Raw genomic sequence first — 23,477 nt, forward strand, 5'->3', positions numbered from 1 at the left:
CGCCGCCAGCGCCATCCGTACCGCCTCGTCCAGCTGCGGGTCCCGTCCCGCCGCATGGTCCTGTGGAGTCATCACCACCTCGACATCGGGATCGACCCCGTGGTTCTCCACCCCCCACGCGTAGCCCTCCAGCCAGAACGCGTACTTCGGCTGGGTCACCAGCGTCCCGTCCACCAGCGAGTAGCGGCTGTCGATGCCGATCACCCCGCCCCAGGTCCGGGTGCCGACCACCGGTCCGATGCCGAGCGCCTTGACCGCCGCGTTGACGATGTCCCCGTCCGATCCCGAGAACTCGTTCGCCACGGCCACCACCGGTCCCCGGGGGGCGTCCTGCGGATAGCTGTACGGGCGCATCCCGCGCGGCAGATCCCAGCCCACGATCCGGCGTGCCAGCTTCTCGATCACCAGCTGGGAGGTGTGCCCGCCGCGGTTCTCGCGCACATCCACGACCAGGCCCTCGCGCGCGACCTCGACCCGCAGGTCGCGGTGGATCTGTGCCCACCCCGGGGCCTGCATGTCGGGCACGTGCAGATACCCCAGCCGGCCGCCGGACCGCTCATGGACATAGGCCCGCCGGTCCGCGACCCAGGCGTGGTACCGCAGCGGCTCCTCGTCCGCGAGGGGCACCACCACCGCGTACCGGTGATCGCCGCCGCCCGCCGGGGCCACCGTCAGCTCGACCGGTTTGCCGACCGACCCCACCAGCAGCGGGCCGGGCCCGGTGACGGGGTCCACCGGACGGCCGTCGACCGCGATGACGGCGTCGCCCGCCCGGATCGCGACCCCGGGCGCGGCCAGCGGCGAGTGCGCCTGCGGATCGGAGGTCTCGGAGGGCAGTACGCGGTCGACGCGCCAGAGCCCGTCCGCCGCCCGGGAGACATCGGCGCCGAGCAGCCCCTGGCGGGTGGCCCGGGTGCCGTACCAGCCCCGGGGGGTGACATAGGCGTGCGAGGTGCCGAGCTCGCCGTGCACCTCCCAGAGCAGATCGACCAGATCGTCATGGGTGGTCACCCGGGAGAGCAGCGGACGGTAGCGCGCGAGCACCCCGTCCCAGTCCACCCCGCCGAGGTCCGCGCGCCAGAAGTTGTCGCGCATCAGCCGCCCGGTCTCCTCGTACATCTGCCGCCACTCGGCCGCCGGGTCGAGCAGCTGCCGCACCCGGGAGAGATCGACGGTGATGTTGGTGTCGCTGTCCTCGTCGCGGGAGGCGCGGCGGTCGCTGGGCACCACCTTCAGCGAGCCCTCGGTGTACAGGAGCACCCGCTTGCCGTCGCCGCTGACGGCGAAGCTCCCCGCGTCCGACGAGAGCTCCTCGCTGTGCTGCTGGACCAGGTCGTAACGTTCCAGCGCGGTCCGGGGCCCGGGGTCGTCCGGGGTGGCGCGGGTCGCGCCCAGTACCCCGCGTACCGGATGGCGGAGCCAGAGCAGTCCGTCCTTGGCGGCGCGCAGGGTGGAGTAGCGGGCGGCCTCGACGGGGAAGGGGACTATCCGGTCGGCGAGGCCGTCGAGATCGATCCGGGTGACGGGAATCCCGCTCTCGGTCTCGGCCTTTCCTGCGCCGTCCTCGTCTGCCCCCTTGGCCTTGTCGTTGTTGGCCGGGGCCTTGTCGTTGTTGGCCGGGGCCTTGTCGGGGTCCTCGTCGGGCTCGAAGGGCCGCCCGTGCCGCTGCGGTCCGAACGGCGACGGGGTCGTCGCGGCGAGGGTGATCAGATGCGGCCGGCAGCCGCCGACGAAGGCGAGATCGAAGACATGGGTGTCGTAGACGGGGTCGAAGGCGCGCTCGGAGAGAAACGCCAGATGCTTGCCGTCGAGGGTGAAGGCGGGCTGGAAGTCGCGGAAGCGGAGCGGGGTCGCCTCGGATACGGAGAGATCGGCGGTATTGGCGATCTTGAGCTGTCGCAGCGGGTCGGGGCCCGGGTGCGACCAGGCGAGCCAGCCGGAGTCGGGTGAGAAGGCCAGCCCGCTGGCCTCGCCGTCCTCGCTGCGGTCGACCTCGCGCACCTCGCCGGACTCGCGCTCCACCAGCAGGACCCGGCCGTCGTGGGAGGCGACGGCGGCTCTGCTGCCATCGGGCGCGACGGCCAGGCTCAGCACCCGGCCGAGCTGTCCCGCCGCCACTCGCCGGGGCGCCGCCCCGACGGGTGCGCCGGTCGCGGGCGCGAACTCCAGCGCGTCCTCGCCCTCGGCGTCGGTGACCCAGACGACCTGTTCCCCGCCGTCGGCGCGGAAGGTCCTCGGCAGCCGGGCCCGGACGCCCGCGGTCGCGGAGAGCGCCCGCGCGGGGCCCTCCCGGTGGGTGACCCAGTGGATGCCGCCGCGGATCTCGACGGCGCTGCCGCGCCCGGTGTGGTCGGGGGCGGCGGAGCCGAGGTGGTGGGCGGCGCGGATGACCCGGGGCCGCAGATCGGTGCGCTGGCCGCCGAGACGGATGTCGAGCCTGCGGGGCTCGGCGGATTCGAGGTCGTCGAGGAGCCACAGCTCGCCCGCGGAGCTGTAGACGACCCGGACGCCGTCGGTGGCCGCATGGCGGGCGTAGAAGCCGTCGACTCCGGTGTGCCGGCGCAGACCGGAGCCGTCGGTGAGGGAGGAGTACACGGCTCCGACGCCCTCGTGGTCGGAGAGGAAGGCGATCCGGTCCCCCACCCAGAGCGGGCACTCGATGTTCCCGTCGAGCTCGTCGTGGAACCGGGCGAACTCCCCCTGGCCGGCACGGTCGATCCACAGCTTTCCGGCCGTGCCGCCCCGGTAGCGCTTCCAGGCGGCGGCCTCGCGGCCCATGGTGGCGGAGAGCAGCAGCACGCCGGAGCCGCCGCCGTACGCCACATCCCCGACCGGGCCGTACGGCAGCACGGTCCCGGGGCCGCCGTCGAGCGGGAGGGCCCGGGCCCAGGTGCGGCGCGACGAGGGCTGTCCGTAGGAGGTGACGGCGAGGATCTCGCCGTCCGGCGTCCAGCCGCGCACGCCGGTGCGCGGGCTGCCCCAGTGGGTGAGGCGGTCGGCGCCGCCGCCGTCGACGGGCGCGACGTACACCTCCGGCGTGCCGTCGTGGCGGGAGGTCCAGGCGATGTGCGCGCCGTCTGGGGAGATCCGGGGATGGTCGACGGGCATGTCGTCGGCGCTGACGCGCCAGGCGCGACCGCCGTCGAGAGGGGCGACCCAGACGTCGTCCTCTGCGGTGAAGGCGATCAACTCGCCACGGATATACGGATACCGAAGGTAGGCAGGCTGCGTCACACCGTCACCCTAGGCAGGTCAAGGCAGCGGGGGGCAGGGCTTTACGAGATCCCTGGATTCCGCCGGCCCCGGGATGCCTGCGGCGGGGCGCCGCGCGAGGTCAGTTCCGGGCCCCGGCCGGGACGGTCGCGGTCGCGGTCTTCGTCGCGGTCGCCGTCTTCGTGGCGGTCGCGGTCACCGTCTTCACGACGGGCACGGTGACCGTCCTCGTGGCGGTCCTCGTCACGGTCACCAGGACGGTTTTCGTGGCGGTCACGGTGACCGTCTTCGCGGCGGTCCTCGTCACGGCCGGCTGGGGCCAGGTGCGGCGGGTGGCCTCGGTGGTGGGCCGGCTGTCGCAGTCGCCGAGATAGGCCGCTTCGAAGGCGACCTTTCCGTCGATCCTGGCCAGGAGGTCGCCGCGGACACAGCTGCCGGACCGTTCGTCGGTCACCTGGCCCTTGAGCGTGATCCGCTGCCGGTCGCCGGTCTCGCCCTCGCAGTCGACCGTGGCGTGGTCCGGGGTCCTGGCCGGGGTCCTGGCCGGGGCCCTGGAGGCGGCCGGCCCGCCGTCGCCGAGGGCTGCCGTACAGCTGAACCAGCGCACCTCGAAGCCGAGTCGCTCCAGGGTCCTGGTCGTCGTCCGGTCGGTGGTGAAGGCGACGCCACTGGAGTTGAGCCCGCCGGCCGCCGTGGGCTCGCACGCGGTCAGCGCGACGACCGCCGCGCCCGCCGCACCGATCATCGCGACGGCGGCGAGGAGCGGCCGACGGCGGCCGGATGCGGATCCGGATCCGGATCCGGATCCGGATCCGGATCCGGATGCCCTGCTGTTGGTGATCGTGCCGTTCATGCACGGCAGAGTGGCACCGAGTCACGGGCGCTGAAAAGAGCGGTTGTGGACACAAATCCCGTGCGGGGAGGCGGGGATGGGCCGCTCGGCGCGGAACTACGGGACCGGGGGCGCTCCGACCGCCGCCGGAGTCGCCTCGGGCACGTACCGCCGTATGGGCGACGGGTGTACGCGCGGGGGCGAGGCGGAGGCCGGGGGTGTGCGCCACGGGCGACCGAGGGTGTGCTCGCCGGGCGCGCGACCGGGATGCGCACCCCGGCAGGCCCGCACTCCGGGCGGAAGACGCCAGGACCAGCGGTCCAGGCCGCCGGAGCACCGGACGACCGGGGGTGTACGAGCCCGGGCGGGCTCCGGGCGGAAGACGCCAGGACCAGCGGTCCAAGCCGCCGGAGCACCGGACGACCGGGCGACCCGGGCACCTGGCGACCCGTCACCGGGCCACGCGGGCCCGGCAGCCCCGGAAGTCCCGGAACCCGGAAGTCCCGCCCGCAGGGCGGAAGCCCTAGGACCAGCGGCCCGTGCGGCCCAGCAGCAGGGCGACGCCCGCCGTGCCCGCCGTGGAGGTGCGCAGCACGGTGCGGCCCAGCCGGTACGGCCTGGCCCCGGCCGCCTCGAACACCGCAAGCTCCTCCGGCGACACCCCGCCCTCCGGGCCCACGACCAGCACGATCGACCCCTCCGCCGGAAGCTCCGCCGTGGCGAGCGGCTCCGCGCCCTCCTCGTGGAGCACGGCGGCGAAGTCCGCCTCGGCGAGCAGCGCGGCGATCTGCTTGGTCGTCGCCGCCTCCGCCACATCGGGGAAGCGCAGCCGGCGCGACTGCTTGCCCGCCTCACGGGCGGTGGCACGCCATTTGCCCAGCGACTTGGCGCCGCGCTCGCCCTTCCACTGGGTGACGCAGCGCGCGGCGGACCACGGCACGATCGCGTCCACACCGGTCTCCGTCATGGTCTCGACGGCGAGTTCGCCCCGGTCGCCCTTGGGGAGGGCCTGCACCACGGTGATACGGGGCCGGGGCTCGGGCTCCACCGGCAGGCTGTCCGCCTGGACGATCAGGGTGTCCTTGCCCTCGGTCCGCAGCACCACACCGGCCGCGCCCCGGCCGTGGCCGTCGGTCAGCACGATCTCCTCGCCGGGCTTGAGCCGCCGTACGGAGACGGCGTGCCGCCCCTCGGGGCCGTCCAGGGTGAGGGGCGAGCCGGGGCTCACTCCTTCGAGGGAGTCGACGAGGAAGACGGGCGCGGTCATCAGGATGCCTCCGGTACGAGTGCGGTGCGCGCGGACTCCGTCTCGGCGGCGAGCACCGCGACCAGGTCGCCCGCGGGCATCTCGCGCGCCATCCGGTGCCCCTGCCCGGCCCAGAGCGACATGCCCTGGGCGTCCCCCGCCTTCGCGGCGGCCTTGCGCAGCCCGCTGGTCAGATGGTGGACCTGGGGGTAGGCGGCGGGGGCGTACGGCCCGTGCTCGCGCATGAATCGGTTGACGAGCCCCCGGGCGGGCCGCCCGCTGAAGGCCCGGGTGAGCTCGGTGCGGGCGAAGAGGGGGTTGTTCATCGCCTGCTTGTGCAGGGTGTGCGCGCTGGACTCGGGACAGACCAGGAAGGCCGTGCCGAGCTGGGCGGCGTCCGCCCCGGCGGCGAGCACGGCGGCGATCTGGCTGCCGCGCATCAGTCCGCCGGTGGCGATGAGCGGCAGCTCGACGCGGTCGCGCACCAGCGTGACCAAGGTGAGCAGCCCGATTCCCGCGCCGTCCGCGGCGGGGTCGTCCCGGTGGGTGCCCTGGTGTCCCCCGGCTTCGACGCCTTGTACGCAGAGGGCGTCGGCGCCGGCCAGTTCCGCGGCGGCGGCCTCTTCGGGGGTGGTGACGGTGACGATGGTGAAGGTGCCGGCCTTGGCGAAGGAGGCGAGGACCTCGCTGCCGGGGCAGCCGAAGGTGAAGGAGACGACGGGCACCGGATCGTCGCGGAGGATGGCGAGCTTGGCCTCGTAGCCGTCGTCGCCGCCGGAGTCGGGGTCGCCGAGCGGGGTCTCGTACCAGCTGGTCTCCCCGGCGAGCTGATGCCGGTAGACCTCGATGGCGGCGGGGTCGGCGCTGCCGCGCTGCGGCATGAAGAGGTTGACCCCGAAAGGCCGGCCGGTGAGACTCCGGGTCTGTTTGATCTCCTGGTACATGCCGTCCGCGGTCTTGTACCCGGCGGCGAGGAACCCGAGGCCCCCGGCCTCGGACACGGCTGCCGCCAGCCGTGGGCACGACGCGCCGCCCGCCATGGGGGCCTGCACGACGGGATACCGGCAGAGATCGGTCAGTGCGGAGGACATGCGTGCATCGTGCCATGCCGCTCCCGGGCCGCCGAATCGACCTCCGGCTCCGGCGGGAACGCCTCCAGAGGCGCCTCGCGGCTCCGGCTGGAACGGCTCCAGGGGAGCCTCCCGCAAGCCCGCGCGAGGGGTGGAGAGTTGGCTTCCGGTCCTGTGGCGCCACCGTCGGCGCGCACAGGACCGGATGACCGGGGCCCGGGGCCCGGGGCCCGGCGGGCTAACGCCCGTTGAAGGCGTCCTTCAGCCGGGAGAACAGCCCCTGCTGACCGGGCTGGAACTGCCCGAGCGGACGCTCCTCGCCCCGCAGCTTCGCGAGCTCCCGCAGCAGCCGCTCCTGCTCCGCGTCCATCTTGGTCGGCGTCATCACCTCGACGTGCACGATCAGATCGCCCCGGCCGCCGCCCCGCAGATGGGTGACGCCGCGTCCGTGCAGCGGGATCGACTGCCCGGACTGGGTCCCGGGCCGGATGTCGACCTCCTCCATGCCGTCGAGCGTCTCCAGCGGCACCTTCGTGCCGAGCGCGCCCGCCGTCATCGGGATCGTCACCGTGCAGTGCAGATCGTCTCCGCGCCGCTGGAACACCGCGTGGGGCAGTTCGTGGATCTCCACGTACAGATCGCCGGCGGGGCCGCCGCCGGGGCCGACCTCGCCCTCGCCCGAGAGCTGGATGCGGGTGCCGTTGTCCACACCGGCCGGGATCTTCACCGTCAGCGTCCGGCGCGAACGCACCCGTCCGTCGCCCGCGCACTCGGGGCACGGGGTCGGGACCACGGTGCCGAAGCCCTGGCACTGCGGACACGGCCGCGAGGTCATGACCTGCCCCAGGAAGGACCGGGTCACCTGGGAGACCTCGCCGCGGCCACGGCACATGTCACAGGTCTGCGCCGAGGTGCCCGGAGCCGCGCCCTCGCCCGAGCACGTCGTGCAGACCACGGCCGTGTCGACCTGGATCTCCTTGGTGGTGCCGAAGGCCGCCTCGTTGAGGTCGATCTCCAGCCGGATCATCGCGTCCTGGCCGCGCCGGGTGCGCGACCGGGGGCCGCGCTGGGACGCCGTCCCGAAGAACGCGTCCATGATGTCCGAGAAGTTCCCGAAGCCGCCCGCGCCGAAGCCCGCGCCCGCGCCGCCCGACTGGGAGAGCGGATCGCCGCCGAGGTCGTAGACCTGCTTCTTCTGCGGGTCCGAGAGCACCTCGTAAGCGGCGTTGATCTCCTTGAACCGCTCCTGGGTCTTCGGGTCCGGGTTGACGTCCGGATGCAGCTCGCGGGCGAGCCGCCGGAAGGCCTTCTTGATCTCGTCCTGCGATGCGTCGCGGCGCACGCCGAGTACGGCGTAGTAGTCCGTGGCCACTTACGACTCCGCCAGGATCTGTCCGACGTAACGTGCCACTGCGCGTACCGCTCCCATCGTTCCGGGGTAGTCCATGCGGGTCGGTCCGACCACGCCGAGTTTGGCGACTGCCTCGTCGCCCGAACCGTAGCCGACCGCGACCACGGAGGTTGAATTGAGCCCTTCATGGGCGTTCTCATGACCGATGCGTACGGTCATGCTCATACCGCCCGACTCCTTGGCCTCGCCGAGCAGCTTGAGGAGCACCACATGCTCTTCGAGCGCTTCGAGCACCGGCCGGATGGTGAGCGGGAAATCATGGCCGAACCGGGTGAGATTGGCGGTGCCGCCGATCATCAGCCGCTCCTCGGTCTCCTCGACCAGGGTTTCGAGCAGGGTGGAGAGCACCGTGGAGACGGCGCCCCGGTCCTCCGGCTCGAAGGATTCGGGCAGATCCTGCACCAGCTGCGGCACATCGGCGAAACGGCGGCCGACGACCCGGCTGTTGAGCCTGGCCCGCAGATCGGCGAGCGAGGCGTCGCCGAAGGGCGCGGGACAGTCGATCATGCGCTGCTCGACCCGTCCGGTGTCCGTGATCAGTACGAGCATCAGCCGCGCGGGCGCGAGTGAGAGCAGCTCCACATGCCGGACGGTGGACCGGGTGAGCGAGGGGTACTGGACGACGGCGACCTGCCGGGTGAGCTGCGCCAGCAGCCGCACCGTCCGGCCGACGACGTCGTCGAGGTCGACGGCTCCGTCCAGAAAGCTCTGGATGGCCCGGCGCTCGGCGGACGACAGCGGCTTGACGCCCGCGAGCCGGTCCACGAAGAGCCGGTAGCCCTTGTCGGTGGGGATGCGCCCGGCGCTGGTGTGCGGCTGGGCGATGAAGCCCTCCTCCTCCAGCACCGCCATGTCGTTGCGGACCGTGGCCGGGGAGACGCCGAGCTTATGGCGCTCGGTGAGCGCTTTGGAGCCGACGGGCTCCTCGGTGCCCACATAGTCCTGGACGATGGCGCGCAGCACCTCAAGTCTGCGTTCGCTGAGCATGGCGCACACCTCCAGCTGTGTCCCTCGGTGGTTCCTCGGTCACTGCCTGGCACTCACCCGGCCCGAGTGCCAGCATTTCCCGTGCCAGTGTACGGCCGTGGGGTACGCCCCTAGCAAGGGCGACCGACCACGGTACCGCGCACCCGCGCAGGTCGTTGCCAGTAGCGTCTCGGTATGAACGTGAGTTGGGAAGAGTTCGGCTGGGAGCGATTGGCCGAAGGGGTGGGCCGGCGACGGCTGCCGGGCTGGGACGCGACCTGCGGTCTGATCATCGGCACGGAGGGCGCGCTGCTGTACGACACGGGCTCCACCCTGCGCGAGGGCGGCGAGCTGCGCGCCCAGGCCGAGGCGCTGCTCGGGGGCGGCCGGGTGACGCATATCGCACTGAGCCATCCCCATTTCGACCATGTGATGGGGACGGCGGCCTTCGCCGGGGCGGAGGTGTTCGGCGCGGTGGGCGTGGACGCCCTGATGCGGCGGGAGCGGACGGTGCTCCGGGACGACGCCGTCCGCTTCGGGGTCGCCGGGGAGGAGGCGGCCCGGTCGGCGGACGCGCTGGTGATCCCGGAGCATCCGGTCGCCGGGGAGCGGACGCTGGATCTGGGGGGCGGCCGTCGGGTGCTGCTGGCGAACGTGGGCCCGGGGCATACGGGCCACGATCTCGCGGTGCTGGCGCCGGGGACGCCGTCCGTGGTCTTCTGCGGCGATCTGGTGGAGGAGTCGGGGGAGCCGCAGGCGGGACCGGACGCGGTGGGGGCCCGCTGGCCGGCGGCGCTGGACCGGCTGCTGTCGCTGGGCGGCGAGGACGCGGTGTACGTACCCGGGCACGGCGCGGTGGTGGACGCCGCGTTCGTACGGGCCCAGCGCGATGCGCTGGCGGAGCGGTTCGCCGTGTCGTAGCGTCGGCCGAATGCGCAGCTACAGCCCCGATCTGACCCCGCCGTGGAAGAAGCAGGCCGCGGCTCCCGAGGTGCCGGCCGACGCCGGACTGGTGGTGGAGGAGGTCGGCACCGGCTTCTGCGGGGCGGTGATCCGCTGTGAGGCGGGCACGGTGACGCTGGAGGACCGCTTCGGCAAGCACCGGGTCTTTCCGCTGGCCGCCCGGGGCTTTCTGCTGGAGGGCGGGACGGTGACCCTGGTCCGCCCTCCGGCGCAGGGGGGCGCGGGGGCCCCGGCGCGTACGGCCTCGGGCTCCGTCGCGGTGCCCGGCGCGCGGGCGCGGGTGGCGCGGGCCGGGCGGATCTATGTCGAGGGCCGCCATGACGCGGAGCTGGTCGAGCGGGTCTGGGGGGACGATCTGCGGGTCGAGGGGGTGGTGGTGGAGTATCTGGCGGGCATCGACGATCTCCCGGCCGTCGTCGCGGAGTTCGCACCGGGACCGGGCGCCCGGCTGGGGGTGCTGGTGGATCATCTGGTCCCCGGTTCGAAGGAGTCGCGCATCGCCGCCTCGGTGACGGATGAACACGTTCTGGTGACGGGGCATCCCTATGTCGACGTGTGGGAGGCGGTGAAGCCGTCCTCGCTGGGCATCGGGGCCTGGCCGCGGGTGCCGCACGGGCAGGACTGGAAGACGGGCGTCTGCCGGGCGCTGGGCTGGCCGGAGAACACGGGCGCGGCCTGGCAGGGCATTCTGTCGCGGGTGCGGTCGTACAGGGATCTGGAGCCCGCGCTGCTGGGGCGGGTCGAGGAACTGATCGACTTTGTGACGGAGGAGCCCTGCTGAGCGCCCCGCTTCGGGGGTTTTGCGGGGAATTTCCGGGGGGATTTCTCGCGGTGCTCTTGCGGCCTTCTTGCGGTCTTCTCGTGGGATGAAGATGTGAAAAATTCTGATTCCGGTCAGTAATGCGACTTTGAGACGTTCCATGGTTCCGTCGTGTAACCGCCGCCGACCGTGGACAGCTCCTCACTGCGGCAGCGGTCGCCCTCCGCGCGGCGAGGGGAGCGGCCGTGCTCTCCGCGGCGAGGGGAGCGGCCGTGCGCCGACCGCGCCGCAGAACGAGGAGGACGGCCATGGCACTCGATCCCGGCCTGGCGAGCACCCGTATCGCCCGTAACGCGGACGGCCGTCTCGAACTGTTCGCCACCGGGTCGGACAGCGCCCTGTGGCACATCTGGCAGACCGCGCCCGGCGGCGGCTGGCGCGGGCGCTGGGCCAGCCGGGGCGGAGTGCTCACCACCGCCCCCGCGGTCTTCCGGAACGCGGACGGCCGGCTGGAGGTCTTCGGCGGCGGAGCGGACGGCCGGGTGTGGCACATCTGGCAGACCGAGCCCGGCGGACCGTGGGCGCCGGAGTGGCGGGCGCTGGGCGACCAGCGGATCCTGGGCCGGCGCATCGCGGTGTTCCAGAGCGGGGCCGGACGGCTGGAGGTCTTCGTCCGGGGCGCGGACAACGCGCTCTGGCACACCTGGCAGACCGAGCCCAACGGCGGCTGGACCCGTCACTGGGTCTCCCGGGGCGGTGTGCTGCGCGGCTGTCCCGCCGTCTTCCAGAACGCGGACGGGCGGCTGGAGGTCTTCGTCCGGGGGGCCGACGACGCGCTCTGGCACACCTGGCAGACCGAGCCCGACGGCGACTGGTATCCGAGCTGGGCGTCGCGCGGCGGCGATCTGCGGGCCGACCCGGCGGTGTTCCGGAACCAGGACGGCCGGCTGGAGGTCTTCGCGATGGCTCCGGACAACACCCTGCGCCATGTCTGGCAGTCCACGCCGGGCGGCGGCTGGCACGGGAGCTGGGCCAACCGGGGCGGCCCGCGCGTCGGGGTGCCCGCCGTCTGCCAGGAGGCGGACGGCAGGCTGGTCGTCTTCGCCCGGGGCGCGGACCTGGGCTCCTGGCGGGTGGAACAGCAGGTGCCGGGCGGCGTCTGGGGCGACTGGCAGCCGCACAGCGGGGTTCCCGCGAGCGATCCCGCCCTGGGGCGCGGGGCGGACGGGCGGCTGGAGTCCTTCCACCTCGGGTTCGACAACGCCCTGTGGCACAAATGGCAGACGTCCCCCAACAACGGGTGGACCGCGAGCTGGGCCGCCCGGGGCGGCAGCCTGTCGATCCTCTGACCGTGATCCGCGCTCCGTGCTCCGGGCTCCGTGATCCGTGATCCGGGCTCCGGGCTCCGTGATCCGTGATCCGGGCTCCGGGCTCCGGGCTCCGGGCTCCGGGAGGGGCGCCCGTCAGTCGACCAGGTCGCGTACCACCGCGTCCGCGAGCAGCCGCCCCCGCAGGGTCAGCACCGCCTGGCCCGCTCCGTACGACGCCTCGTCCAGCAGCCCGTCCGTGAGCGCCGTGCGCGACGCCGCCAGGCCCGCGGGCCGCAGCAGCGACAGCGGCACGCCCTCGCGCAGCCTCAGCTCCAGCAGGATCCGCTCGACTCTGCGGTCCTCGGCCGGGAGCAGCTCGCGCCCGGCCCCCGGCGAGCGGCCCTCCGCCAGCGCCGCCGCGTACGCGCCGGGGTGCTTCACATTCCACCAGCGCACTCCGCCGACATGGCTGTGCGCCCCGGGGCCCGCGCCCCACCAGTCCGCGCCGCGCCAGTACAGCTCGTTGTGCAGACAGCGGCCGGCGTCCGAGGTGGCCCAGTTGGACACCTCGTACCAGGAGTAGCCCGCGTCCGCGAGCATCGAGTCGGCGATCAGATAGCGGTCCGCGTGGACGTCGTCGTCCGTCATCGGCACCTCGCCCCGGCGGATCCGGCGGGCCAGCTGGGTGCCCTCCTCGACGATCAGGGCGTACGCCGAGATGTGATCGGGCCCGGCTCCCACGGCCGCCGTGAGCGAGGCGTGCCAGTCGTCGTCGCTCTCGCCGGGGGTGCCGTAGATCAGATCGAGGTTCACATGGTCGAAGCCCGCCGCGCGCGCCTCGGCGACGCATGCCTCGGGCCGGCCGGGGGTGTGGGTGCGGTCGAGCACCTTCAGCACATGCGGGCGGGCGCTCTGCATACCGAAGGAGATCCGGTTGAAGCCGCCGGCCCGCAGCTCGGCCAGATACTCCGGATTCACCGACTCCGGATTCGCCTCGGTGGTGATCTCCGCGTCGTCCGCCAGCCCGAACTCCTCCCGTACCGCGCCGAGCATCGCCACCAGGTCGGCGGCGGGCAGCAGGGTGGGCGTACCGCCGCCGACGAATACGGTCCGCACCTGCCGGGGGTCGTCGCCGAGGACCTTGCGGGCGAGCCGGACCTCGTCCGCGAGGGTGGCGGCGTAGTTGTCGCGGGAGGCGAGCACACCGCCCGAACCGCGCAGCTCGGTGGCGGTGTAGGTGTTGAAGTCGCAGTAGCCGCAGCGCGTGGCGCAGTAGGGCACATGCAGATAGAAGGCGAGCGGCCGGTCTCCGGCGCCGTCGAGGGCGGACGCGGGGAGCGACCCGTCCTCGGGCACGGTCTCGCCGTCGGGCAGTACGGAAGGCATGCCCCCCATTGTCCGTCACCGGACACGGTGACGGGGGCACGCGCTCCTGAGCGCGCTCCGGAGGAGACGGGACCCGGAGCGCGGGGCCCGGAGCGCGCTCCCCTGGGCGCGCGGGCTCAGCTCTCCCGCGCCCCCTCGTACATCTCGTCGATGAGGTGCTTGAACTCACGCTCGACCGCCGGCCGCTTCAGCTTGAGGCTGGGGGTGAGGTCGCCGTGCTCCACATCGAGGTCCCGGGGCAGCAGCCGGAACTGCTTGATCGTCTGCCAGCGCTGAAGCCCCGCGTTGAGCCGGTCGACATAGCCCTGGACCAGTTCCCTCGTCGCGGGCGCGGCCAGCACCTCGGAGTACGACCGTCCGCCCAGCCCGTGGTCCCCCGCCCAGCTCAGCAGGGTCGGCTCGTCCAGCGCGATCAGCGCCGTACAGAAGTTACGGTCGGCGCCGATGACGAGGACATTGGAGAGGAACGGGCAGATCGCCTTGAACCGGATCTCTGTCTCGGTCGGTGCGATGTACTTCCCGTTCGAGGTTTTGATCAGGTCTTTCTTACGGTCGGTGATCCGGAGGTAGCCGTCGGCGGAGAGCTCTCCGATGTCGCCGGTGCGCAGCCAGCCGTCGGCCTCCAGCACCTCTTCGGTCTTCTCGGGCAGCCCGTGGTAGCCCTGCATGATCCCGGGGCCGCGCAGCAGCACCTCGCCGTCGTCGGCGATCCGCACCTCGGTGCCGGGCAGGGGCTTGCCGACCGTGCCCGTACGGTATGCCTCGCCCGGATTGACGAAGGACGCGGCACTGGACTCGGTGAGGCCGTACCCCTCCAGGATGTGGATCCCGGCGCCGGAGAAGAAGTAGCCGATCTCGGGCGAGAGCGCGGCGGAGCCGGAGACGGCGGCGCGCAGCCGGCCGCCGAACGCCTCACGGAGCTTGGAGTAGACCAGCGCGTCGGCGACCTTGTGCTTGGCGCCCAGGGCGAAGGGGACGGAGACCCTTCCCGTACGGCGGAAATTGTCCTGGGCGGCCTTGGCGTACTCGCGGGAGACCCCGGCGGCCCACTGGAAGATCTTGTACTTGGCCGGTCCGCCCGCCCGTGCCTTGGCGGCGACGCCGTTGTAGACCTTCTCGAAGATCCGCGGCACCGAGGCCATATAGGTCGGCTGGACGACCGGCAGATTCTCGATGATCTTGTCGATGCGGCCGTCCACGGCGGTGACGTGCCCCACCTCGATCTGGCCGGAGGTGAGCACCTTGCCGAAGACATGGGCGAGCGGCAGCCAGAGGTACTGGACGTCGTCCTTGGTGATCAGCCCGGTCGCGGCGATCGCCTTCGCCATGTACGACCAGTTGTCGTGCGGCAGCCGGACGCCCTTGGGCCGGCCGGTGGTCCCGGAGGTATAGATCAGGGTCGCCAGCTGATCCGATGTGATCGCTCCGATGCGCTTCTTGACCGCTTCGGGGTTCTGCTTCAGATACGCGGCTCCGCGCGCCTCCAGCTCGGCGAGGGTGAGCAGCCAGCCCTCGGGGTCGTCGGCGGCCGGCTCGACGCCGGTGGCGTCGATGACGACGACATGCCCCAGCTCCGGCAGTCCCTCGCGGCGCTCACGCGCCTTGGCCAGCTGGGACGCGTCCTCCGCGATCAGGACCCTGCTGCCGGAGTCGGCGAGGATGTACGCCGCTTCCTCGGCGTTGGTGGACGGATAGACGGTCGTGGTCGCGCCGCCCGCGCACATCACTCCGAGGTCGGCGAGGAGCCATTCGATCCGGGTGGCCGACAGCAGCGCGACGCGGTCCTCGGCCGCGACCCCGAGGTCCAGCAGACCGGCCGCGATCGCATAGACCCGGGCGGCGGTCTCGCCCCAGCTCAGCGACTTCCAGTCGTCGGGCCCCTGGCCCGTCGGCGCGGGCACGGGGTAGCGGAAGGCCTCGGCGTCCGGGGTGGCCGCCACGCGCTCGGTGAAGAGGGTCGCCACCGAGGGCGGTCGGTTCTCGATCAGGGTCTGTGTGTCGCTCACGACGTCCTCCGGGCCTGCGGCAGCACTGCACGACTGGCTGGTTTTTTAACTGGCGAGTAACCATCGAGCCGTGATCAGAGTAGAGGGCGCTCTGCCGGTGCGTAAGAGGATGAGTGCCCCCGCTTTGCCGTCGCTTCAGGGCTTCCCGCCGTCGCTTCACGGCTTCTCGCCGCCGCTTCACGGCTTTCCGGGCCGGGGAGGGCGGGCGGAGACGAAGCGCCCGCCCCGGTTCGGGGCGGGCGCTTCGTCATCGGCTTCTCCGTGCGCGCCCCGGCCGGGGGGCGCGGCCCCGAGGGGCGAGGGGGGGCTACTTCTTGCTCTTGCCGCCGCTGTCGTCGCTGGAGAGCACCGCGATGAAGGCCTCCTGCGGCACCTCCACGCTGCCCACCATCTTCATCCGCTTCTTGCCTTCCTTCTGCTTCTCCAGCAGCTTCCGCTTACGGGAGATGTCACCGCCGTAGCACTTGGCGAGGACGTCCTTGCGGATGGCGCGGATGGTCTCACGGGCGATGACCCGGGAGCCGATGGCGGCCTGGATCGGCACCTCGAACGCCTGCCGGGGGATCAGCTCGCGCAGCTTGGCGACGAGCCGCACACCGTACGCGTACGCCGCGTCCTTGTGGGTGATCGCGGAGAACGCGTCGACCTTGTCGCCGTGGAGCAGGATGTCCACCTTGACCAGGCTGGACGCCTGCTCGCCGGTGGGCTCGTAGTCGAGGGAGGCGTAACCGCGGGTCTTGGACTTCAGCTGGTCGAAGAAGTCGAAGACGATCTCGGCGAGCGGGAGGGTGTAGCGGATCTCGACCCGGTCCTCGGAGAGGTAGTCCATGCCGAGCAGGGTGCCTCGGCGGGTCTGGCAGAGCTCCATGATCGCGCCGATGAACTCGCTGGGCGCGAGGATCGTCGCCCGGACCACCGGCTCGTAGACCTCGTCGATCTTGCCTTCGGGGAACTCGCTCGGGTTGGTCACCGTGTGCTCCGCGCCGTCCTCCATGAGGACGCGGTAGACCACGTTGGGCGCGGTGGCGATCAGGTCGAGACCGAATTCGCGCTCCAGGCGCTCCCGGATGACGTCCAGATGGAGCAGTCCGAGGAAGCCGACGCGGAAGCCGAAGCCGAGCGCGGCCGACGTCTCCGGCTCGTAGACCAGCGCGGCGTCGTTGAGCTGGAGCTTGTCGAGGGCGTCACGCAGCTCGGGGTAGTCCGAGCCGTCCAGCGGGTAGAGGCCGGAGAACACCATCGGCTTGGGGTCCTTGTAGCCGCCGAGCGCCTCGGTGGCTCCCTTGTGCTGCTGGGTGATGGTGTCGCCGACCTTGGACTGGCGGACGTCCTTCACACCGGTGATCAGATAGCCGACCTCGCCGACGCCCAGACCGTCCGCCGGGAGCATCTCGGGCGAGTTGGTGCCGATCTCCAGCAGCTCATGCGTGGCGCCGGTCGACATCATCCGGATCCGCTCGCGCTTGCCGAGCTGACCGTCGATGACTCGCACATAGGTCACGACGCCCCGGTAGGAGTCATAGACCGAGTCGAAGATCATGGCGCGGGCGGGCGCGTCGGCGACGCCCACGGGGGCGGGGACCTCGCGCACCACACGGTCGAGCAGCGCCTCGACGCCGACCCCGGTCTTCGCGGAGACCCTGAGCACGTCCTCCGGCTCGCAGCCGACCAGGTTGGCGAGCTCCTCTGCGAACTTCTCCGGCTGGGCGGCCGGGAGGTCGATCTTGTTGAGGACCGGGACGATGGCCAGCTCGTTCTCCATCGCGAGATAGAGGTTGGCGAGGGTCTGGGCCTCGATGCCCTGGGCCGCGTCGACCAGCAGGACCGTGCCTTCGCAGGCGGCCAGGGAACGCGACACCTCATAGGTGAAGTCCACGTGCCCAGGGGTGTCGATCATGTTCAGGATGTGGGTCCTGCCCTGACCTTCGCCCTCGGTGGGCGCCCAGGGCAGCCGGACCGCCTGGGACTTGATCGTGATGCCCCGCTCCCGCTCGATGTCCATCCGGTCGAGGTACTGGGCACGCATCTGCCGCTGCTCGACCACACCGGTCAGCTGAAGCATCCGGTCGGCGAGCGTGGACTTGCCGTGGTCGATGTGCGCGATGATGCAGAAATTGCGGATCAGCGCCGGGTCGGTACGGCTCGGCTCGGGCACGTGGAGAGGAGTCGCGGGCACGCAGGGTCCTGATTCTTGAGACGCCGGGCGTCTCGTCTCGGGCGATGGCGGATCGATACGTAGCCTCCATGGTCCCACGGGTGAGGGACTGCGACCGGTTTGGGCCGCTCGGCGAGCGACTGGTAGCCTGGGCAGCTGTGTCTCGTTTCATGGTGTAGACCATGTATCCGGGGCCATCATCGAAGATCCATCGAACCTGAAAAGGCTCTTTCGTGGCGAACATCAAGTCCCAGATCAAGCGGAACAAGACGAACGAGAAGGCGCGCCTGCGCAACAAGGCCGTCAAGTCCTCGCTCAAGACCGCTGTCCGCAAGGCCCGTGAGGCCGCTGCCGCAGGCGACGTCGAGAAGGCCACCGTGGCCGCTCGCGAGGCCGCCCGCAAGCTCGACAAGGCTGTCTCGAAGGGCGTCATCCACAAGAACGCCGCCGCCAACAAGAAGTCGGCGCTGGCGTCCAAGGTTGCCTCCCTCCAGGGCTGAGCGCTCTTGCGGTAATCCCGGGGGCGACCCCGGGCCCCGGCAGCACCCCTCGGGGTGACCCGCCGAACGACTTGATCGCCGGAAGGACCAGCGGGCCCTCTCTCCTCCGCTCCCGGCCGGCACCCCCCGGACTCGTACTTGGACCTGCGTTCGCCACGCGGGTGCGAGTCCAACCGCAGGACCTTGCCCAAGGCCCCGTGCTCCTCCTCCCCCGTCCTTCCCCAGGACGCGAGGTCGACCGGGGCCTTTGGTGTGCCCGGGGCGACCTCTGGCTTACCCGGGGTGCCCTGCCGTGCGCCCAGGGTGCCGGGGGCGTCCGGTCGGGGGGCCGAGGGGCCGGTCGGGGCGTCCACCGGGGCATCGCGCCCGCTCCGAGGGCCGAGGGCCGGGGCTTTCGGCAGGGGCCGGGGCACACGGCGGGACCGGAGCCGACACCTCCGGGCAGGGGGCCCGGGGCGACCGGCGGGCCGCTGGCGGACACCTCCCGGGCGGCCCGGGGGCGGACGGGTCAGCGGCGGGACCGGGCGGCGCGGGCGATGGTCACGACCGCCTTCTCCAAGGCGTACTCGGGATCGTCCCCGCCGCCCTTCACCCCCGCGTCCGCCTCCGCCACCGCCCGGAGCGCCACCGCCACCCCGTCCGGCGTCCATCCCCGCATCTGCTGCCGCACCCGGTCGATCTTCCAGGGCGGCATGCCCAGCTCCCGGGCCAGATCCGCCGGTCTGCCGCCGCGCGCGGAGGAGAGCTTGCCGATCGCCCGCACCCCCTGCGCCAGCGCACTGGTGATCAGCACCGGCGCGACACCCGTCGACAGCGACCACCGCAGCGCCTCCAGCGCCTCGGCCGCCCGGCCCTCCACCGCCCGGTCGGCGACGGTGAAGCTGGACGCCTCGGCCCGGCCCGTGTAGTACCGCCCGACGACCGCCTCGTCGATCGTGCCCTCGACATCGGCGACGAGCTGGGAGACCGCGCTGGCCAGCTCCCGCAGATCGCTCCCGATCGAGTCCACGAGCGCCTGGCACGCCTCGGGCGTCGCCGCTCGGCCCAGCGCCCGGAACTCGGACCGTACGAAGGTGAGCCGCTCGGCCGGCTTGGTGGTCTTGGGGCAGGCGACCTCGCGCGCCCCGGCCTTGCGGGCGGCGTCCAGCAGCCCCTTGCCCTTCGCCCCGCCGGGGTGCAGCAGCACCAGGGTGATCTCCTCGGCGGGCGCCGAGAGATAGTCCTTGACGTCCTTGATCGTGTCGGCGGACAGATCCTGGGCGTTCCGCACGATGACGACCTTGCGCTCGGAGAAGAGCGAGGGGCTCGTCAGCTCGGCGAGGGTGCCGGGCTGGAGCTGGTCGGCGGTGAGGTCGCGCACATCCGTGTCGGCGTCCGCGGCTCGCGCGGCCGTCACCACCTGCCGCACCGCGCGGTCGAGGAGGAGATCCTCCTGGCCCACGGCGAGCGTGACGGAGGCGAGCGGATCGTCGGTCGAATTCTTCCTGGTGGCCATCGCGTCCAGCATCCCACGGGGCACTGACACTCGGTCCCGCGCCGGCCATCCCGTATCGGAGAATGAGCGGGTGAATGAGCGGGTGAGTGATGGACGACATGTACTGGTGCTGCCGGACCGCGACGCCGCCGAGGAGGTGGCGCAGGAGCTGGCCGACCGCTTCGGGGTGGCCGAGCAGCCGCAGCTGGTGAGGGACGCGCTGGCGGGCGAGGACGACGCCGAGGACGCCCAGTGGCTGGTCGTGGTGGAGGACCCCGCCGAGCGGCTGGACCCCACGGCCCTCGACGACTTCGCCGCGGAGTACGAAGGATGGCTGGAGACGCCGTAGGGGCCCGGCGGGGCGCGGGCCCGGCTCAGTCCTCGGTACGGCGCGGGTCGGGAGGCAGCCGGTCCAGCCGCAGCCCGAAGTGGTCCCGGTAGGCCGCCAGCACCGCGGCGTCGTCGACGAGCGGCTCCTCCCGGCGCTCACCGCTCGCGGTGGTGGTGACCGCCTTGCGGCCCGCGAGGGTGATCCGGCCGCCGTCGTCGGTGAGCCGGGAGCAGACCAGGGATCCGGTGAACGGCGAATCGGGCGAGGTCCGGTGCCACCAGGCCCCGGCCCGGAAATCCGCCAGCTCATTCCGCCCGGCCACGATCCGGTACTGCGGCTTGCCGTCCCGGTGCAGATCGAGATCGCCGTGCTCGGCGGCGACGATCCGGAAGGTCCCGGCCGGGTCCGCCTGGTCGTCCCGGTCCCCGAACGCGAGCGGGTGGTGGAAGCTGTCGCCGAAGCCCACGTCCACCAGCCATGGACCGCCGTCACGGCCCTCGCCGTCCACGGTCTCCACCAGCAGGGCGAGATGGTCGTACGGAATGCCGAGCCGGCCCTTGTCGTCGTAGACCCGGGCCTGGAGCAGCGCGACGGCGAACCCGAGCTCGCGGAGCAGCGCCGCGAACGCGCCGTTGAGTTCGTAGCAGAATCCGCCGCGTCCGCTCTCGACGATCTTGGCGACCAGGGGCCGCTCCGCCAGCACGATGTCCTCGCCGAGGTGAACCGAGAGGTTCTCGAACGGAACCGTCCGCAGATGCCGCGTCTGAAGGTCGCGCAGGGCGGTGGCGTCGGCGCGCTGCGGACGGTCGGCGCCGATGCGGCGGAGGTAGGCATCCATGAAACCAGTGTGGCCCCGGGGACTTCCGCGCACCATGCGTCGCCGGTCCTAGGACCGACAGCCGAAGCGCCTGGACCGTATAGCGCACTAGCCTGCGGCTTATGACAGACCATCACCGAGCACCCGCACGCACGGCGGAGCAGCGCAAGCGAGACGTTCTGGCGCGGCTGGCGAACGACCACGACGCCTGGGTGGCGACGGCGTCCCCGGACGGTCAGCCCTGTCTCGTACCGCTGTCGTTCGTATGGGACCGGGGCGCCTTGCTGATATCCACCCGGCGCACCAACCCGACAGCCCGCAATGTGACCCCGCGCGGGAGCGTCGTCATCACCTTGGGCCACACCCGGGACGTGGTGCTGATCGACGGCACGGCCGAGGTGATCGAGGGCGCGGCGCTGGCGGCGGAGTCGGCCGACGCGTTCACGGCGAAGCTCGACGGCTGGGATCCCCGCGCCTCCCCGGCCTGGATCTACCTCCGTGTCACCCCCCGGACCGTGCGGGCCTGGCGGGAGGAGAACGAGCTGGCCGGGCGGGAGTTGATGCACGACGGCGAGTGGCTGGTGTGACCGCGCTCCATGGGGACGGTACGGCCATCGAGGGCCGGAGGGCCGGGGCGGTCGCGCACCGGGAAGCCGGTGGCACGGTGCGCCGGGAAGCCGGTCGGGTCGGTGGGGTCGGTGGGGCCTTCGGGCGCGCTGCGGCGTTCCCGGGCGCCGGCGGGCGTCCGGCCCGCCGGGCGCCCGGTCTCTCCGTGGGAGGCGGCCGGGTCGCGGTGCGGTTCGGCGCAGGACGGCTCGCAGGGTTCGGCCCGTGCCCGTCACGGCGATCGGGCCGTCGCGGTCGGTGCTCAGCACCCTCGCTCCCCGGTTCCGCAGCGCGCTCACCGTCCTCGGCGAGGGGTGGCCGTACATATTGCCCCGGCCCGCGGAGATCAGCGCCAGCCTCGGGCGGGCGGCGTGGAGCAGGGCGGGATGCTGGTGGGCGGAGCCGTGATGGGCGACCTTGAGCACGTCGACCGGGCCCAGCCCCGGGTGGGCCAGTAACAGCCCGCGCTGGGCGGGCGGTTCGAGGTCCCCGAGCAGCAGCAGACTCGGTCCGCCGTCGATGCGCGCCAGCAGGGTGACGCTGGCGTCATTGGGCTCGGTCTGCGACAGCGGACCGTACCCGGTGGGGGCACCGGCGCCCGTCGTCGAGGCGGGGCCGGGGGCTGCGCCCGGCCAGAGCACCTGCCAGACCAGCCGTCCGATCCGCCGCCGCTCCCCCGTGGCCGCGCGCACCAGACGTACCCCCGCCTCCCGCGCCGTCCTGCGGACGAACGCGCTCTGCTCGCGCGGTTCTTCGAGCGTGCTGGTCTGCACCGCGCCCACCGCCCGGCCCTTCAGCACTCCGGGCAGTCCCCTGATGTGGTCCGCGTGGAAATGGGTCAGCACCACGAGCGGAACCCTGGTGACCCCGAGGTCGCGCAGACAGCGGTCGGCGAGCTCCGGATCGGGCCCGGCGTCCACCACGACGGCCCGGCCCGTGCCGTCGCCCGCGGCCAGTACGGCGGCGTCCCCCTGTCCGACATCGCAGAGGGCGAAGGTCCAGCCCGGTGGCGGCCAGCCGGTGAGGGTCCTGGTGAGCGGGGCCGGACGCACCACGGCCAGCATCAGCAGCAGGGCGCAGCCGGCCGCCGCCCAGGGACGGCGCGGCAGCCCGCGGGCGATGAGCACCGCCAGTGCCGTGATCGCGGCGAGCAGAAGTCCGCCCGGCCAGCCGCCGGGCCAGTCCAGCTGTGCTCCCGGCAGCGACGCCCCGGCACGGGCGATGTGCGCGATCCAGTCCGTGGGCCATCCTGCGGCACGGGCCGCCGTCTCCGCCACGGGCATCGCCGCCGGGGCAGCGGCGAGTGCGGCGAAGCCCAGGACGGTGGCCGGTGCGACCGCGAGTTCGGCGAGCAGATTGCAGGGGATCGCCACCAGGCTGACGCGGGCCGCGAAGACCGCGACCACAGGAGCGCATACGGCCTGTGCCGCCGCCGTGGCCGCGAGCGCCTCCGCGAGCCTCGGCGTCATCCCTCCCCGCTGGAGCGCGGCGCTCCAGCGCGGGGCGATGGTGAGCAGTGCTCCGGTCGCCAGGACGGAGAGCAGAAAGCCATGGCTGCGGGAGAGCCCAGGGGCGCAGAGCACCAGCAGCAGCACGGCCGCGGCGAGGGCGGGGACGAGCGACCTGCGGCGTCCGGTGCCGATCGCGAGCAGGGTGACGGCCCCGCAGGCCGCGGCTCTCAGCACACTGGGCTCCGGCCGGCACACGACCACGAAGACCAGGGTCAGCGCCCCGCCGATGAGGGCGGTTCCTCTCAGGGTGATGCCGAGCCGGGGCGCCAGACCGCCCCGCTCGGCGAGCAGGGTTCTGCCCGGTGGCCCGATCAGCAGGATGAGCACCACCGTGAGGTTGCTTCCCGACACGGCGAGCAGATGGGTGAGGTCCGTGGCGGCGAAGGCCTGCCGGAGGTCGGGGGCGATGCGCGAGGTGTCTCCGACGACCAGCCCGGGGAGCAGGGCCCGGGCGTCCGCGCTCAGCCCGTCCGACGCCTCGCGCAGCCCGGCTCTGAGATCTCCGGCGGCCCTCTGGAGGGTGCTGGGAGGGCCGGTGATCCGTGGGTGGTCTCCCTTCACCCGCAGTACCGCCGCGAACCGGTCGTCGCCGTTCAGCGGGGGTGCGAGCCGTCCCGTCAGCCGCAGCCGGGTCGAGGGGAGCAGCCGCTGCCACCGGGCGAGAGCCGCGCGGGGCGGTCCCGGCCGGACCACCACCAGCACGGGCGTTCTGATCGCGGTGACCGCCCCGCTGGGCTCGGTCACCCTGGTCGCTTCCGCGTCGAGCACCAGCGCTCGCGCGGCGGTCCGGGCGCCCTGGGCCGCAGGGCGGGTGAGTCCGGGGTCGGAGGTGACTGTCAGCTCGACCGTGACATGGGCGTACCCCTCCGCGAGGGCGGGCAGCGGACCGCGCCGCAGATCCGCGCCGTACAGCCCGGCCG

At 72.6% G+C, this 23,477-nt stretch carries 17 protein-coding genes and 1 pseudogene; 6 read left to right on the forward strand and 12 right to left on the reverse strand.

Annotated features, from left to right (window positions below):
• The 6 genes from FF041_RS06310 to hrcA all read right to left on the reverse strand — a co-directional run.
• The coding region (locus FF041_RS06310; RefSeq protein ID WP_323391361.1) for a S41 family peptidase at positions 1-3,234 on the reverse strand (3,234 nt) is incomplete at its 3' end.
• 100 nt (positions 3,235-3,334) lie between these two features.
• Positions 3,335-4,066: a hypothetical protein gene (locus tag FF041_RS06315; RefSeq protein WP_194291946.1), complete on the reverse strand. Its 732-nt coding sequence runs from the start codon at positions 4,064-4,066 to the stop codon at positions 3,335-3,337.
• Positions 4,067-4,568: 502 nt separating this feature from the next.
• Positions 4,569-5,312 (reverse strand): 16S rRNA (uracil(1498)-N(3))-methyltransferase, encoded by a 744-nt coding sequence (locus FF041_RS06320; protein ID WP_153481185.1) that lies wholly within the window; start codon positions 5,310-5,312, stop codon positions 4,569-4,571.
• Positions 5,312-6,382, reverse strand: coding sequence for a nitronate monooxygenase (locus FF041_RS06325; RefSeq protein ID WP_153521391.1), 1,071 nt, complete (start codon positions 6,380-6,382; stop codon positions 5,312-5,314). The genes FF041_RS06320 and FF041_RS06325 overlap by 1 nt, the downstream gene beginning before the upstream one ends.
• Positions 6,383-6,599: 217 nt before the next feature.
• Positions 6,600-7,733 (reverse strand): molecular chaperone DnaJ, encoded by a 1,134-nt coding sequence (gene dnaJ / locus FF041_RS06330; protein WP_323371141.1) that lies wholly within the window; start codon positions 7,731-7,733, stop codon positions 6,600-6,602.
• A complete protein-coding gene (gene hrcA, locus FF041_RS06335) occupies positions 7,734-8,759 on the reverse strand; it encodes a heat-inducible transcriptional repressor HrcA (protein WP_153521392.1) in 1,026 nt (341 codons plus the stop codon).
• Between the two features lie 174 nt (positions 8,760-8,933).
• On the opposite strand from hrcA, the gene FF041_RS06340 reads away from it, so the two are divergent.
• The 3 genes from FF041_RS06340 (at position 8,934) to FF041_RS06350 (ending at position 11,810) form a co-directional block, all read left to right on the forward strand.
• Positions 8,934-9,659, forward strand: a complete 726-nt coding sequence (locus tag FF041_RS06340) for an MBL fold metallo-hydrolase (RefSeq protein WP_153521393.1) — start codon at positions 8,934-8,936, stop codon at positions 9,657-9,659.
• Positions 9,660-9,669: 10 nt separating this feature from the next.
• Complete coding sequence (locus tag FF041_RS06345; protein WP_153521394.1) at positions 9,670-10,482, forward strand: DUF3097 domain-containing protein; 813 nt, start codon at positions 9,670-9,672, stop codon at positions 10,480-10,482.
• Between the two features lie 287 nt (positions 10,483-10,769).
• A complete protein-coding gene (locus tag FF041_RS06350; RefSeq protein WP_153521395.1) occupies positions 10,770-11,810 on the forward strand; it encodes a hypothetical protein in 1,041 nt (346 codons plus the stop codon).
• 114 nt (positions 11,811-11,924) lie between these two features.
• On the opposite strand, the gene hemW is transcribed toward FF041_RS06350, so the two are convergent.
• The 3 genes from hemW to lepA all read right to left on the reverse strand — a co-directional run bounded on the left by hemW (position 11,925) and on the right by lepA (position 17,339).
• On the reverse strand, positions 11,925-13,157 hold the full coding sequence (gene hemW, locus FF041_RS06355) for a radical SAM family heme chaperone HemW (protein WP_153521396.1): 1,233 nt from the start codon (positions 13,155-13,157) through the stop codon (positions 11,925-11,927).
• A gap of 116 nt (positions 13,158-13,273) precedes the next feature.
• Positions 13,274-15,163 carry an AMP-dependent synthetase/ligase gene (locus FF041_RS06360; RefSeq protein ID WP_323391365.1) on the reverse strand — a complete coding sequence of 630 codons (1,890 nt, stop codon included), beginning with the start codon at positions 15,161-15,163 and terminating at the stop codon, positions 13,274-13,276.
• Between the two features lie 307 nt (positions 15,164-15,470).
• Positions 15,471-17,339, reverse strand: a complete 1,869-nt coding sequence (gene lepA, locus FF041_RS06365; protein ID WP_323371139.1) for a translation elongation factor 4 — start codon at positions 17,337-17,339, stop codon at positions 15,471-15,473.
• Positions 17,340-17,551: 212 nt separating this feature from the next.
• Here lepA and rpsT point away from each other — a divergent pair, with 212 nt between their 5' ends.
• Positions 17,552-17,818, forward strand: a complete 267-nt coding sequence (gene rpsT, locus FF041_RS06370) for a 30S ribosomal protein S20 (protein ID WP_323371138.1) — start codon at positions 17,552-17,554, stop codon at positions 17,816-17,818.
• Positions 17,819-18,326: 508 nt separating this feature from the next.
• Here the strand turns inward: rpsT and holA are convergent.
• Positions 18,327-19,313: a DNA polymerase III subunit delta gene (gene holA / locus FF041_RS06375; RefSeq protein ID WP_153481174.1), complete on the reverse strand. Its 987-nt coding sequence runs from the start codon at positions 19,311-19,313 to the stop codon at positions 18,327-18,329.
• 82 nt (positions 19,314-19,395) lie between these two features.
• On the opposite strand from holA, the gene FF041_RS06380 reads away from it, so the two are divergent.
• Complete coding sequence (locus FF041_RS06380) at positions 19,396-19,641, forward strand: hypothetical protein (RefSeq protein WP_323371137.1); 246 nt, start codon at positions 19,396-19,398, stop codon at positions 19,639-19,641.
• Between the two features lie 25 nt (positions 19,642-19,666).
• Here FF041_RS06380 and FF041_RS06385 read toward each other — a convergent pair whose 3' ends face one another.
• Positions 19,667-20,461: an arylamine N-acetyltransferase family protein gene (locus FF041_RS06385; RefSeq protein WP_153521397.1), complete on the reverse strand. Its 795-nt coding sequence runs from the start codon at positions 20,459-20,461 to the stop codon at positions 19,667-19,669.
• Positions 20,462-20,562: 101 nt separating this feature from the next.
• Between FF041_RS06385 and FF041_RS06390 the strand changes: the two genes are divergently transcribed.
• Positions 20,563-21,027: a pyridoxamine 5'-phosphate oxidase family protein gene (locus FF041_RS06390; RefSeq protein WP_153521398.1), complete on the forward strand. Its 465-nt coding sequence runs from the start codon at positions 20,563-20,565 to the stop codon at positions 21,025-21,027.
• A gap of 216 nt (positions 21,028-21,243) precedes the next feature.
• Here FF041_RS06390 and FF041_RS06395 read toward each other — a convergent pair.
• Positions 21,244-23,477, reverse strand: a pseudogene (locus FF041_RS06395) (ComEC/Rec2 family competence protein); the annotation flags it as partial.

It is taken from the genome of Streptomyces jumonjinensis, assembly GCF_009600885.1.
GTDB lineage: Bacteria > Actinomycetota > Actinomycetes > Streptomycetales > Streptomycetaceae > Streptomyces > Streptomyces jumonjinensis.

Excerpts from the sequence above, each read along its gene's own strand:
- FF041_RS06320 (WP_153481185.1), bottom strand. The coding sequence starts at position 5,312 with ATGACCGCGCCCGTCTTCCTCGTCGACTCCCTCGAAGGAGTGAGCCCC.
- FF041_RS06315 (WP_194291946.1), bottom strand. The coding sequence starts at position 4,066 with ATGAACGGCACGATCACCAACAGCAGGGCATCCGGATCCGGATCCGGA.
- FF041_RS06325 (WP_153521391.1), bottom strand. The coding sequence starts at position 6,382 with ATGTCCTCCGCACTGACCGATCTCTGCCGGTATCCCGTCGTGCAGGCC.
- FF041_RS06385 (WP_153521397.1), bottom strand. The coding sequence starts at position 20,461 with ATGGATGCCTACCTCCGCCGCATCGGCGCCGACCGTCCGCAGCGCGCC.
- hemW (WP_153521396.1), bottom strand. The coding sequence starts at position 13,157 with ATGCCTTCCGTACTGCCCGACGGCGAGACCGTGCCCGAGGACGGGTCG.
- FF041_RS06345 (WP_153521394.1), top strand. The coding sequence starts at position 9,670 with ATGCGCAGCTACAGCCCCGATCTGACCCCGCCGTGGAAGAAGCAGGCC.
- FF041_RS06390 (WP_153521398.1), top strand. The coding sequence starts at position 20,563 with ATGACAGACCATCACCGAGCACCCGCACGCACGGCGGAGCAGCGCAAG.
- holA (WP_153481174.1), bottom strand. The coding sequence starts at position 19,313 with ATGGCCACCAGGAAGAATTCGACCGACGATCCGCTCGCCTCCGTCACG.
- FF041_RS06340 (WP_153521393.1), top strand. The coding sequence starts at position 8,934 with ATGAACGTGAGTTGGGAAGAGTTCGGCTGGGAGCGATTGGCCGAAGGG.
- hrcA (WP_153521392.1), bottom strand. The coding sequence starts at position 8,759 with ATGCTCAGCGAACGCAGACTTGAGGTGCTGCGCGCCATCGTCCAGGAC.
- FF041_RS06350 (WP_153521395.1), top strand. The coding sequence starts at position 10,770 with ATGGCACTCGATCCCGGCCTGGCGAGCACCCGTATCGCCCGTAACGCG.